Below are 12936 nucleotides of genomic sequence, written 5' to 3' on the forward strand. Positions count from 1 at the left end.
GGGCCGGGACACTCCGATCCCGGCCCGCTGGCGTCAGCGTGGCGGGAACGTCTCGTCGAGGGCGAGGTTGAGTTCCAGCACGTTCACCCCGGGCGCGCCCATGAAGCCGAGCGTACGGCCGGTGGTGTGCTCTTCGACGAGACGTTCGACCGCAGCCGGGTCCGCGCCGCGCTCCCGGGCCACCCGCGGGACCTGCAGCCGCGCGTACGCCGGACTGATGTGCGGGTCGAGGCCGCTGCCGCTGGCGGTGACCGCGTCGGCCGGTACGGCGGGCACGGCCGGTGCGTCACCTCGGACGGGGACGATGTTCGCCCCCGCGGCCCGGTAGTCCTGCCCCGGCTGGGCCAACTCCACCGGCACGCCCGCGTAGCCGGGGAGGAACGGGGTGGCCGGTGCGGTCTGGTTGACGCTGACCACCCGGACGACCGGGCCGGTCAGCCCGTCGGCACGGAAGACGGCCAGCACCGCCCCCACCCCGTCGGCGGTGCAGTACGGCCGGCGACCGTCGACGCCATCGAGTTCGCCGACCGCCCTGCTGCGGGTGCAGACCTGGGTGAGCAGACTCTGTCTGCTCTCGTCGGGGTCGGTGGCGATGACGTCGACGACGTCCTCCGGGCCGAGGTTCGTGGCGCTGGTGGAGGTGGGGTCGTAGCCGGCACCGGCCGCCGACGGACGGGACTGGAAGTAGCGCGGTACGGCCCTGCCGTCCGCGTCGGTGAAGGACTGCCCGATCAGGGCGCTGCCGGCGACGCGGCCGTCGACCTCGATGATCGAGCCGTCGGCACGGTCGGCGAGGCCGGGGAGGCGGCCGACGGCGACCATGGTGAGGGGGTAGGCGATTCCGGCGAGCGCGGTGAAGACCAGCAGCGCGCGCAGGGCGGCGAGATGGTGGGCGAGCCAGGTGGGTAGGCGCATCAGGAGATCCCCGGGACGAACTGGATGAGCAGGTCGATGAGCTTGATGCCGAGGAACGGCACGACGATGCCGCCGAGGCCGTAGACCAGCAGGTTGCGGCGCAGCAGACGCGACGCGGCGGCGGGCCGGTACCGCACGCCGCGCAGCGCGAGCGGGATCAGCGCGACGATGACCATCGCGTTGAAGATGACCGCCGACAGGATCGCCGACTCCGGACCCGACAGGCGCATGATGTTGAGTACGTCCAGACTCGGGTAGAGCCCGGCGAACATGGCCGGGATGATCGCGAAGTACTTCGCGATGTCGTTGGCGATAGAGAAGGTGGTCAACGCCCCTCGGGTGATCAACAGTTGTTTGCCGATCTCCACGATCTCGATCAGCTTGGTCGGGTCGGAATCGAGGTCGACCATGTTGCCGGCCTCCTTCGCGGCGGAGGTGCCGGTGTTCATGGCGACGCCCACGTCGGCCTGGGCGAGCGCGGGGGCGTCGTTGGTGCCGTCGCCGGTCATCGCGACCAGTCGGCCGCCCGCCTGCTCCGTACGGATCAGGGCGAGCTTGTCCTCCGGTGTGGCCTCGGCGAGGAAGTCGTCCACCCCGGCCTCGTCGGCGATCGCCTGCGCGGTACGCGGATTGTCGCCGGTGATCATGACGGTGCGGATGCCCATCCGGCGCATCTCGTCGAAGCGTTCCCGCATGCCGGCCTTGACCACGTCCTTGAGGTGGATGACGCCCAGGGCGCGGGCCGGCTGACCGTCGACGTGCTCGGCCACCACGAGGGGCGTGCCGCCCATGCCGCTGATCTCGTCCACCACCTGGCCGACCTGTGCGGTGGGGTGGCCGCCGTGCTGGCGTACCCACTGCATCACGGCGGCGGCGGCGCCCTTGCGGATGCGTCGGGCCGGGCCGCCGTCGCCAGTTGTCAGGTCCACACCGCTCATCCGCGTCTGCGCGGTGAACGGCACGAACGTGGCGTGCGGCATCAGGCCCGGTTCGCGCTGCCGCAGTCCGAACTCGTTCTTCGCGAGCACCACGACCGACCGGCCCTCCGGGGTCTCGTCGGCGAGGCTGGACAACTGGGCCGCGTCGGCCACCTGACCGGCGGTGACGCCCTCGACCGGCAGGAACTCGGCGGCCTGCCGGTTGCCGAGCGTGATCGTGCCGGTCTTGTCCAACAGCAGTGTGTTGACGTCGCCGGCGGCTTCCACGGCCCGCCCGCTCATGGCGAGCACGTTGCGCTGCACCAGGCGGTCCATGCCGGCGATGCCGATCGCCGACAGCAGCGCGCCGATGGTGGTCGGGATGAGGCAGACCAGCAGCGCGACCAGCACGATGCCGGTGACACCACCGTCGGTGATCGCCGCGCTGTCCGCGGCGGCGGCCTGGAAGTCCTTCGAGAAGATGCCGAGGGGCTGGAGGGAGACGACCGCCAGCAGGAAGATGATCGTGAGCGCGGCGAGCAGGATGTTCAGCGCGATCTCGTTCGGGGTCTTCTGCCGGTTGGCGCCCTCCACCAGGGCGATCATGCGATCGATGAAGCTCTCGCCCGGCTTCTGGGTGATCCTGACGATGATCCGGTCGGAGAGCACCTTCGTGCCGCCGGTGACCGCGCTGCGGTCGCCACCGGATTCCCGGATCACCGGCGCGGACTCACCGGTGATCGCGGACTCGTCGACGCTGGCGATGCCGTCGACCACGTCACCGTCACCGGGGATGGTCTCGCCGGCCTCGACCACCACGATGTCGCCCTGCCGCAGCTGCGGGGCCGGGACGCTCTCGGTGCGGTGGGCGCCGGGGGCGGCGCCCGCGGTCCAGTCGAGGACGCGGGTGGCGACGGTGTCGGCCCGCGCCGTACGCAGCGCGGCGGCCTGCGCCTTGCCCCGGCCCTCGGCGACGGCCTCGGCGAGGTTGGCGAAGACGACGGTCAGCCACAGCCACACCGTGATCGCCCAGGCGAACACCGACGGTTGCGCCACCGCGAGGACGGTGGTGAAGGCCGCACCGATCTCGACGATCAGCATGACCGGGTTGCGCCACAGCGAACGCGGGTCGAGTTTGCCCAACGCGTCGGGCAGCGAACGGATGAGTTGCCTCGGGTCGAGCAGCCCGCCACCCCGGTTGCCGTGGGTGGCCGATGAGCCCGGGGCGCTGGGGTGCGCGGTGACGGTCATGTCCTTCTCTCTCATGCTGATCACAGCCCCTCGGCCAGGGGGCCGAGCGCCAGCGCGGGCAGGAACGTCAGCGCGACCAGGACCACCGTGACGCCGACGACCATCCCGACGAACAACGGGCGATGGGTGGGGAGGGTGCCGGGGGAGGCGGGGGTGGGTTGCTGCCGTGCGAGGGAACCGGCCAACGCCAGCACCAGGATGATCGGCGCGAATCGGCCGATCAGCATGCACAACCCGAGCGCCGTGTTCCACCACGGCGTGTTCACCGTCAGACCGGCGAACGCCGAACCGTTGTTGTTGCTCGCCGAGGTGAACGCGTAGAGCACCTCGGAGAGCCCGTGCGGGCCGGCGTTCAGCGCGGTGACGTGGTTGCCGGTGGCGAACGCCGCCGCCGTACCGATCAACACCAGTGCCGGGGGGACCAGGAAGTACAGCGAGGCCAGCTTGATCTCGCGTGCTCCGATCTTCCTGCCCACGTACTCCGGGGTCCGGCCGACCATCAGCCCGGCGACGAAGACCGTGATCACGGCGAGGATGAGCAGCCCGTACAGGCCCGCGCCGACACCGCCGGGCGCGACCTCGCCGAGCATCATGTTGACCAGCAGCATCCCACCACCGAGCGCGGTGTACGAGTCGTGGAACGAGTTCACCGAACCGGTGGAGGTCAGCGTGGTCGCGGCGGCGAAGGTCGCCGAGTTCGACACGTCGAACCGCACCTCCTTGCCCTCCAGGGCCGCCCCGACCGCCTGCGGCACCGTGCCGTGACCGGATATCTCGAACGCGGTGGTCAGCGCGACGCTGGCCAGCGCCAGGGTCGCCATCACCGCGACGATCGCGTAGCCCTGCCGGACCTGACCGACCATCCGGCCGAACACCCGCGGCAGGCTGAACGGGATCACCAGCAGCAGGAAGATCTCCCACCAGTTCGTCCAGGCGGTCGGGTTCTCGAACGGATGCGCGCTGTTGACGTTGTAGAAGCCACCACCATTGGTGCCGAGATCCTTGATCGCCTCCTGGCTGGCCACCGGCCCACCCGTGATGCTCTGGCCGCCCCCGGTCAACGTGGTGATCTCCGTACCGGCGGAGAGGTTCTGCACCGCGCCACCGATCATCAGGACCAGCGCCGCGAGCACGGAGAGCGGCAACAGCACCCGCACCGTGATCCGGGTCAGGTCGACCCAGAAGTTGCCCACCGTCCCGGCGCGGCTACGGGCGAAGCCGCGTACCAGTGCGACCGCGACCGCGATGCCCACCGCGGCGGAGACGAAGTTCTGCACCGCCAGTCCGGCCATCTGCACCAGATGGCCCATCGTCGACTCGCCCGAATACCACTGCCAGTTCGTGTTCGTCACGAACGACACCGCGGTGTTCCAGGCCCCGTGCGCGACCACCGGGTCGAAGCCGAGCGACAGCCACAGGTGGTTCTGCAGCCGCAGGAAGGCGTAGAGGAACAGCACCGAAACGGCGGAGAACGCCAGGACGGCGCGGGCGTACACACCCCAGGACTGTTCGGCGGCCGGGTTCACCCCGATCAGCCGGTAGATCCCGCGCTCGACCCGAGAATGCCGCTCGGCGCACACCACGCGGTACAGGTAGTCGCCCAACGGCCGGTGCACGACGGCCAGGGCCGCCACCAACGAGACAACGAACAACACCCCGGCGCTCGTACCGCTCATCAGAACCGCTCCGGAAACAGCAGGGCGATCACCAGGAAAACCGCCAGGCCGACAGCCAGCACCAGACCGGCGACATTGACGACGCTCACAGCTTCTCCACGCCCCTCACCATCAGGGCGAGCAGCGCGAACAGCGCCACCGTCAACACGACGAACACCACGTCAGACACGACCGACTCCTCATTCCCGACCGGGGCGTCGCGGCCCGCTTCTGTCGGCCGCGCCGGGCAATCACAGCGCCGACCGGTCGGGAATGACAGGTGCTATAACGCGATCATCACGACGAACGCGCAATTCTTCACGCCTTTTTCACGCGAAGTGGCCTGCTGCATCCGGCGAGGCGAACCGACGCAGCCGGTCGTGGCCCGCGGGACAGATCGACTGCCCGGTGGGACCGCCGGGCACGACGGCGCCGGCGGTATGCTGCGGGGCGATTCGGAGGACGTCTCCGGTTTGCCGACGTCCCTGTCGAGCACACCTTCGAGTCGGCGGGACAGCCTTTTTCGCCGCAAATGAACGGGCACGAGGTACGGCAGAGATGATCGATTTTGGGCTGACGGACCGGGCGGGCCGACGCGTGCGGCTACGGCCCGTCGACGACGACAACTGGCGAGCGGTGGCGGACGTCGTACCTCGCGACGACCAACGGGACTTCGTCGCCCCGTCGGCCGCGCGATATCTGCTGCTCAGTCTGCGTGAAGGGGTGTGGCACTCGCTGGCGGTCTGCGCCGACGACGAGGTCGTCGGTCACGTCATGTGGGGTTGGGACGACGACGACCAGAGCTACTGGATCGGTGGGATGGTCATCGACGCGTCGCGGCAGGGTGCCGGGCTGGGCCGGGCCACCGTACTGACCCTGGTGCGCTGGCTGATGGAGCGGCCCGACTGTCAGGGCGTGCGGCTGTCCGTACACACGTCGAACGACCTGGCCCGGGGTCTCTACGGCTCGATCGGCTTCCAGGAGTTGAAGCCGGACGAGGACGGCGAGATCGTCGCGGAGCTTACCCGCCAGCGGTTCGCTGACCCGGTGGCCTGACCCGGCACCTCAAGACCGCCCTCGAACAGGGATCAAGTGGTGATGGTGCCGCGCCGATGCCACTCGATCATGTATCGAGCGTGATCTTTGGGGGGCCATCTTCGGGATCGTGGCGGAGCGTGGCCAGGCCTACGATGGGCTGGCTCCCTGGCCCTGAGGTGCATCGTCCTTCCGCTCGATCTTGGAGATGTCGTGAAGCTGTTGCTGACGTCCGGCGGTGTGACGAACCCGAGCATCCATACCGCGCTCCGGCAGCTTCTCGGTAAGCCGGTCGCCGAGTGTCGCGCCCTCTGCATCCCGACGGCACAGTGGGGCCACCCGATGTGCGGGCCGGCGTCGGTGCGGGGTCTGGTGGCCGCCGACCCCGGGTCCGACTGGCGGTACCTGTCCGGCCTGGGCTGGGGTTCGCTCGGTGTCCTGGAGTTGACCGCGCTGCCCAGCATCGGCGCTCAGCGGTGGGTGCCCTGGGTTCGGGAGACCGATGTGCTGCTGGTCGACGGTGGCGATGCGACGTACCTGTGTCACTGGATGCGAGAGTCCGGGCTGGCCGATCTGCTGCCCTCGCTGCCCGACCTCGTCTGGGTGGGGGTGAGTGCGGGAAGCATGGTGATGACGCCGCGGATCGGGGCGTACTTCGTCGAGTGGGCGTCGGCGCCGGACGACCGAACTCTGGGCGTCGTCGACTTCTCGATCTTCCCGCACCTGAACCTCTTCCCCACGAACACGCCGGCCGATGCGCAGCGGTGGGCGGCTGACATCGGCGGCCCGGCCTACGCTATCGACGAACAGACGGCCATCAAGGTCGTCGACGGCGCCGTCGACGTGGTGTCCGAGGGGCAGTGGACGAGGTTCGGCTGAATCTCCACCCATGGCCTCGATGCTCAGGCTCGTTGCGAGGCCCGGCCGGCGCCAAGCGAGGCGCCGGTACCGCTCGCGGCCTCACTCCTGCTGGCCCGCCGCCCGGCGTACGGCGCGCTCGTGGCGGTCGACCGCGCGGGCGTGCGCGACGGCGAGGAGCTGGTCGACCTCGGGCAGCAGGTGCGGGCCGGGCATGACGATGCTGGCGAAGCCGTACAGGGCGTAGCCCGGGTGCGGCACGACGGTGTCCAGCCGGGCGAAGTCGAACTCGTGCCGGTGTTCCTCGAAGTCCTTGGGTGGGAAGCCGAACAGTCGCTCGAATTCGGCGCGGCCGAGGTCGAGGTTGAGGCGGAAGACGTCGGGACGGTCGAGTTGGGACGCTTCGTCGAAGCCGGGCACGTCGTGTTCGACGATGGTGGCGAACGGTTGGCGACGGTCCGCGCCGACGTGGAAGAACCGGTCGCCCCAGGCGCCCTCGGGTGATCCGTTCTCCTGGCTCGCCACGACCTGCTCGACGCCGGGCAGCGCGAGGATCCGCTCGGCGAGCGTGGCCGCGTCGATGCCGGTCGGGATGTGCAGGACCGCGTCGGCGTGGGCGACGGTGGCGTCATCGAGGGGGAAGTAGCGGTAGTCGTGCGTTCTGCGCTCGGCCGGTTCGATGTCGGACGCCCGGACGTACCGGGGAAGCCCGGTGTCCTGCTGGAGTCTGCCTTCGTAGGTCGACAGGGCGGGCGCTTCGATGCCGAGTGCGGGGCTCGCGCCGAGGCTTCCGACGATCACCGCGTACCGGTCGCCCAGCAGCGAGGAAACGATCGCGCCGGCACCGGCCCACGACAGGTCCGTTCCGGCCATCGTCATCGTGCTCAACTGGCGCTGAAGGTGCGTGTTGTGCGCGAAGACCACTGTGGGTCCGCGGTGTGCCTCCATCGACCGGATGGCGAGCAGGTTCTCGGCCATCAGCGCGTCCCGGACTCCGGCCAGGCGGGCGAAGCGTGCCTCCTGGGTCAGTGGTGCGGCGGCTGCGGCGTGGTAGCGCAGCACCGCGACGGCGGACATGGCGTGGACGAACGCCGCCTGCCAGCCCTCAGGTCGACGGGGTGCCTGCAGGTACAACTCGGTCAGCAGGTCGTCGGCGATCACCCGCAGGCGCTGGGCGTCGGCCGAACCCCCGATCGACCTGCCCGGCTCCCAGATCGCTGCCGGGTCGCTCCAGCGCGCCTCGTCGCCGACCAGGTCGTCGATCGCCGATCGGTCCAGGTCGAGGAACTCACACACCCGGACCAGGTGACGCCGTGGACTGGGGGCACCCTCCAGTTCCAACGGGGCGTCGAAGCCGTGGAACGTCAGGCGTTCGGCAGCCGGCCGCCCGGTGTTCCATTCGCGCATCCGCAGCAGCAGGTCACGGTTGGCCGGGGCGGCACCGAACCCGTGACTGAACCCCTCGGCGAGCGCACGGTCGAGCGGGACGGCGGCGGAGCCCTGCACGAAGTCGTCGGCGATCAGCCCGGCAGCCCGGTCGCTCTCCAACGCGATCGAACGGTAGCCGTGCTCGGCCAGCGAGAGGAAGACCTCGTTGCGGATCTGGAGGAAGGCGGATTCGCCGTGCGTCGGCTCACCGAGCGCGAGCAGGGACGGCGGTACGGCAAACAGGTCGAGAAGCGACGTCATTGCATCAACCGTATCGTTGAGCCACCGATTGAGGCTTTCAACCGATGGAGCACGGTGACCGCCCCGAAACCCTCCAACCCGGGTGTACGCCGACCGGTCGACCTCGCCCGCCGTCACGGGCTGTCCGCGCAGGCGGTACGCAACTACGAACGAGATGGCGTCCTGCCGCCGGCCGAGCGCAGCCCGTCCGGCTACCGCCGGTTCACCGAGGTGCACGCCACCGCGCTGAGCGCCTACCTCGCGCTGATCCCCGGCCACGGCTACGCGGCCAGCGGCGACATCATGCGGGCCGTCAACCGTGGCGACATCGACGCGGCACTGCGCACCATCGACCACAGCCATGAGCTGCTGCAACGCGACCGGGACACCCTCGACGCGGTCGAGGCGGCCGTCGCCGTGCTCACCGGCTCGCCGCCGCAACCGCAGCGCCGCACCGCCGTACCGATCAGTGTGCTGGCCCACCGGCTCGGCGTACGACCGGCGACCCTGCGCAAGTGGGAGCGGGCCGGCATTCTGCGGCCGTTACGCGACGCGGCCACCGGCTACCGCGTCTACTCAGCAGACGATGTCCGCGACGCCGAACTCGCGCACCTGCTGCGTCGCGGCGGCTACCGGCTCGACCACATCGCCGGCGTGCTGCGTCGGGTACGCGAAGCCGGTGGCGCCGAACCGCTCGCCGCGTCGCTGCGCCAGTGGCGGGACCAACTCACCGCGCGCGGCCGTGCCCTGCTCACCGGGGCCGCCCGGCTCGCCGACCACATCGAAACCCTGGACCCTCCCGCACGGGGAGCGTTCAGGATCGGGTGAACGCGCGAGTTCACCAGGCAATCTGACGCCGACCAGCCAGCGTCCGATGCCGTCAACGGGGGAGTGGAATGAGCATGAAGACGTGGTTTGTCACCGGAGGCACCCCAGGCGGGTTCGGCATCGCGTACGCAGAGGCCGCCCTCGACAACGGCGATCAGGTGGCGGTGACGACGAGGCGGCCCGACGAGCTGCACTCGTGGGCCCGGCGATACGACGACCGCGTCCTGATCCTGCCCATGGACGTCACCGATACCGAGGCCGTCGAGCAGGCCGTGCGTGCTGCCGAAGAACGTTTCGGTGGCATCGATGTGCTTGTCAACAATGCCGGACGCGGCTGGTTCGGGTCGATCGAGGGCATGGCGGACGCCGACGTCCGACGCATGTTCGAGTTGAACTTCTTTGCCGTGCTCTCGGTCATCCGGGCGGCCCTGCCCGGAATGCGAGCCCGAGGCAGTGGGTGGATCATCACCATGTCCTCGGTGGCCGGGCTGCGCGGTATCGAGGGATTCGGGTACTACAGCGCCGCCAAGTTCGCGCTCGAAGCCATCACCGAGGTGCTGCGCGGGGAGGTCGCGCCGCTGGGCATCCAGGTGCTGGCGGTGGAACCGGGTGCCTTCCGTACCCGCGCCTATGCCGGCTTCGCCGACGAAGCCGTCGCGGAGACCATCCCGGCGTACCTGCCGATGTTGGAGCAGGTACGCGCCGCCATGATCGATCAGGACGGTAAGCAGCCCGGTGACCCGCAACGCGGAGTGCAGGCGGTGATCGCCGCGATGGCCCAGGCCACGCCCCCGCACCGACTCGTGCTCGGCAGCGACGGATTCGACACGGCCGTCGCCACGCTCGAACGCAATCTCGACGACATCCGCGCCTGCGAAGCGCTGTCCCGGGGAGCCGACTTCCCGGCCGCCTGACCGACCTTCGGGGGTACGGCATCTGCTGCCCGGTCGGCGACCGCGCGGGAGACCGTCGAGACGCCGAATGTCGACCCTCTCCCCGGGGGAGGCGCGAGGATGACACCGTGACGTTGCGCAAGGGCTTGACCATCGGCGAGTTCGCCACCGTGACGCGCCTGAGCGTACGGACCCTGCGGCGCTATCACGAGTGCGGACTGCTGGTGCCGGCGACTGTGGATCCGCACACGAACTACCGGTACTACCTGCCCGACCAGATCGCGACGGCGCAGGTCATCCATCGGCTCCGCGAGCTCGACGTGCCGCTGGCCGAAGTCAGGTCGATCATCACGACCGGCGATCCGCGCCAGCGCGCCGAGCTCATCGCGGGTCACCTGCGCCGGCTCGAGGCCGAGCTCGACCGTACGCGCGCGGCGGTGGTGTCCCTGCGCCAACTGCTGCAACCGGACGCCGCGACACTCGACGTCGAGCTGCGTTCCGTGCCTGCGCGGACCGTGGTCGCCATCAGCGCGACGGTCCGGATCGACGATTCACTCGCCTGGTTCGACACGGCCATGGACGAGCTGGATGCCGCCTTCCCGCAGCCCGAACGTGCCGGGCCGCCCGGTGGCCGGTACGCCAACGAACTGTTCACCGACGGCGTCGGCGTCATGACCGTCTTCCGACCGGTCCGCAGCCCGCGCGGCGGCGGCCGGATGGAGGTTGTCGAGTTCCCGGCGGCCGACCTGGCCGTGACCGTCCACCCGGGTCCGCACGACGACATCGACGTCACCTACGGCCGGCTGGGGGACTGGGTCGTCTCCCACGCCCTGGGCATCGACGGGCCCGTCCACGAGACATACCTGGCGGGTCCCCGCGACACCGGGGACGCCCGGCGGTGGCGTACCGAGATCGGCTGGCCGGTGTTCCGACTCACTCCCGGCTGACGCCGACCGAGGCACCGCAGCGGCGCACTTGACCTTCTCGCCGGGGGAGACCCCACCGTTGGGAGTATGACCATGACACCAGACCGCGAAACCGCCCTCACCTGGGCCGAGTTGCCGACCGTGATCACCGTGTACCTTCGCGCCCACGAAGCCCGGGACACCGAGACCGCCGTGCGCGCGTTCGCCGCAGACGCGGTGGTGACGGACGAGGGCCACACCTACCGGGGCCGGGACGAGATCCGGAGCTGGCTGAGCAACGCCGGCAGCCAGTACACGTACACCACGGAATTCGTCGGCGCTCACCGGATCGGTGAGGCGCAGTTCGATGTGCTGCAACACCTGGAGGGGAACTTCCCGGGCGGCTCGGCGGACCTGCACTACCTGTTCACCCTGGAGGGTGACTCGATCACCCGCCTCACGATCGCACCGTAGGCGACGTCGTCCCGACAAGAGAGCGGCAGTGCCCGGATCGACATCGGGTCTTGGCGTAGCCCGCGGCGGACGTTATGCTCCGCCGCGATGAAACCTTCTCTCAGATTGGGGGCCCGGTTCGCACAAGGTGAGTGCTGATGCGCTCCCCGACCGCGACCGCGGATTCCCGTCTCTCCCTCTGGCGGCGTCTACGTGAGTACGCCGTACCGCCGTCCATGATCGAAGCCGCAACTGCGCGACGTCACGTCGGTGACTGGGCCGGGGCGTGCGCCGCCGCCCGTGTCGATGTCGACCTGGACCTGCGTGCCGTTGCCCGTACTCACGGTCGGGACCTGGCCAACCTGCTGCGGGCCGATCTCCGTCACCTCGCGCCGGACCTGCTGCGCTGGCACATGCCGAGGGTCGCCCCTGACGGACTGCTGCGCCCGGGCCTGACCATCTCGCTGACCCGGTACGGCCCGGCGGAACACGACGGTGCTGAGGCGGTGCACCTGGTCGCCCGGACTCCACCGGCCTGGGCGGACGCGGGCCAGCGAATCAGCCTGGCGGTGTGGGCTGCCGGATTCCCCGACCGGACCGACAACTCGCATCCGCATCCGCGCCCGGACCGTCGCTTCCGCCTGGACCTGCACCGCCACCTGTGGGATGCGCGGAGAACCGACGAGTTGCGGATCCGTTCGGGTCTGCCGTCGTCGGCCTCCGACAACACGGTGCGCCCCGACCCGCCGTGGGACGCGTTGCGGGAACGTGGTTACGCGGTGGACCGGTGGGCGGCCGAGGCGACGTTGCTGCTCCGACAGGAGGGCCGCACCAACGGTTCGGTGGTGGTGCGGCTCGGCCCTCGGCGTCGTCTGGTCGTGGACGTCGCTGCGGAGAGCACGGACGTACGCTCGCCTGCTGCGCGCCTCGGCAGGGCCGCACGGGCCGGTGGTGTCCCCGGCGTGCCGGTGCTGCCCGACGCGGCGACCTGGACGCCACCCGATGTGGAACTGCTGCGTCATGGGCTGATCGAGGTCGACCGGCTGCACCCGCTGGTGGCCGCCGCGCTCGTGCCCGGTCACCGACCGTCCGCCACCCTGCCGTCCCCGGGCCCGGAAGCAGCGCCTCGTCTCGTGGCCTGCCGGGGGGCCTGGCACCGCATCGGCCTGGTGGACGGTGTGCTCACACCCCTCGACCACGACCCGGCGGAGATCCGCCGGGAGGAGCTGCTGGCCGCGCTGACCGGCACCCCGCTGGCATGCCTGCGGGCAATCGACGAGGCGCACCGCAGCCCGCAGTGTCTCCCCGACATCCGTGCCCGACTGGACCACGGGGACACGGCCGGCGCGCTGGCCGCCGTCGAGGCCCTCCTCGGACCCGATGCGCTGCTGCGCTACGGGGAGCTGCGGGAGGAACTGGAGAACGCCGCGACGCGGCGGATCACGTACGGGCTGTTCCGCGCCGGATTGATCGGGTCGGGACCTGCCACCTGCTACCGGGACTGGCAGCCCAAGCGGGACCGCCGCTCGCACCCACGTCACGCGATCGCCCGCTGACC

Annotated in this window: 12 protein-coding genes; 7 read left to right on the forward strand and 5 right to left on the reverse strand. The window is 70.3% G+C overall.

From position 1 onward, the window contains the following. Positions 1 to 33: 33 nt before the first annotated feature. The 4 genes from JMF97_RS24640 to kdpF are packed head-to-tail and all read right to left on the reverse strand — an operon-like array spanning position 34 to position 4848. Positions 34 to 915 carry a potassium-transporting ATPase subunit C gene (locus tag JMF97_RS24640; protein WP_203223668.1) on the reverse strand — a complete coding sequence of 294 codons (882 nt, stop codon included), beginning with the start codon at positions 913 to 915 and terminating at the stop codon, positions 34 to 36. Further along, positions 915 to 3083 carry a potassium-transporting ATPase subunit KdpB gene (gene kdpB / locus JMF97_RS24645; protein WP_203223728.1) on the reverse strand — a complete coding sequence of 723 codons (2169 nt, stop codon included), beginning with the start codon at positions 3081 to 3083 and terminating at the stop codon, positions 915 to 917. The genes JMF97_RS24640 and kdpB overlap by 1 nt, the downstream gene beginning before the upstream one ends. A 20-nt stretch (positions 3084 to 3103) precedes the next feature. After that, on the reverse strand, positions 3104 to 4759 hold the full coding sequence (gene kdpA, locus JMF97_RS24650; RefSeq protein ID WP_203223669.1) for a potassium-transporting ATPase subunit KdpA: 1656 nt from the start codon (positions 4757 to 4759) through the stop codon (positions 3104 to 3106). Then, positions 4759 to 4848, reverse strand: a complete 90-nt coding sequence (kdpF, locus tag JMF97_RS24655) for a K(+)-transporting ATPase subunit F (RefSeq protein WP_203223670.1) — start codon at positions 4846 to 4848, stop codon at positions 4759 to 4761. The genes kdpA and kdpF overlap by 1 nt, the downstream gene beginning before the upstream one ends. A gap of 448 nt (positions 4849 to 5296) precedes the next feature. On the opposite strand from kdpF, the gene JMF97_RS24660 reads away from it, so the two are divergent. Together JMF97_RS24660 and JMF97_RS24665 are read left to right on the forward strand one after the other, a co-directional pair. After that, entirely contained in the window at positions 5297 to 5794 is a 498-nt protein-coding gene (locus JMF97_RS24660) for a GNAT family N-acetyltransferase (RefSeq protein WP_203223671.1), read from the forward strand. A gap of 192 nt (positions 5795 to 5986) precedes the next feature. Then, positions 5987 to 6652 (forward strand): Type 1 glutamine amidotransferase-like domain-containing protein, encoded by a 666-nt coding sequence (locus tag JMF97_RS24665; RefSeq protein ID WP_203223672.1) that lies wholly within the window; start codon positions 5987 to 5989, stop codon positions 6650 to 6652. A gap of 81 nt (positions 6653 to 6733) precedes the next feature. On the opposite strand, the gene JMF97_RS24670 is transcribed toward JMF97_RS24665, so the two are convergent. Next, positions 6734 to 8320, reverse strand: coding sequence for a DUF6194 family protein (locus JMF97_RS24670; RefSeq protein WP_203223673.1), 1587 nt, complete (start codon positions 8318 to 8320; stop codon positions 6734 to 6736). A gap of 54 nt (positions 8321 to 8374) precedes the next feature. Between JMF97_RS24670 and JMF97_RS24675 the strand changes: the two genes are divergently transcribed. The 5 genes from JMF97_RS24675 to JMF97_RS24695 all read left to right on the forward strand — a co-directional run bounded on the left by JMF97_RS24675 (position 8375) and on the right by JMF97_RS24695 (position 12934). Further along, complete coding sequence (locus JMF97_RS24675) at positions 8375 to 9127, forward strand: TioE family transcriptional regulator (RefSeq protein ID WP_203223674.1); 753 nt, start codon at positions 8375 to 8377, stop codon at positions 9125 to 9127. A gap of 74 nt (positions 9128 to 9201) precedes the next feature. Beyond that, positions 9202 to 10041 (forward strand): SDR family NAD(P)-dependent oxidoreductase, encoded by an 840-nt coding sequence (locus tag JMF97_RS24680; protein ID WP_203223675.1) that lies wholly within the window; start codon positions 9202 to 9204, stop codon positions 10039 to 10041. 107 nt (positions 10042 to 10148) lie between these two features. Then, the gene (locus JMF97_RS24685) at positions 10149 to 10967 is read left to right on the forward strand and encodes a MerR family transcriptional regulator (RefSeq protein WP_203223676.1); all 819 of its coding nucleotides are present in this window, start codon (positions 10149 to 10151) and stop codon (positions 10965 to 10967) included. A gap of 66 nt (positions 10968 to 11033) precedes the next feature. After that, positions 11034 to 11399, forward strand: a complete 366-nt coding sequence (locus JMF97_RS24690; protein ID WP_238360032.1) for a nuclear transport factor 2 family protein — start codon at positions 11034 to 11036, stop codon at positions 11397 to 11399. 137 nt (positions 11400 to 11536) lie between these two features. Continuing rightward, entirely contained in the window at positions 11537 to 12934 is a 1398-nt protein-coding gene (locus JMF97_RS24695; protein ID WP_203223677.1) for an amino acid adenylation domain-containing protein, read from the forward strand. Positions 12935 to 12936 lie beyond the last annotated feature (2 nt).

This window comes from Micromonospora fiedleri, from assembly GCF_016774385.1.
In the GTDB taxonomy this organism is placed as follows: Bacteria; Actinomycetota; Actinomycetes; order Mycobacteriales; family Micromonosporaceae; genus Micromonospora; species Micromonospora gifhornensis.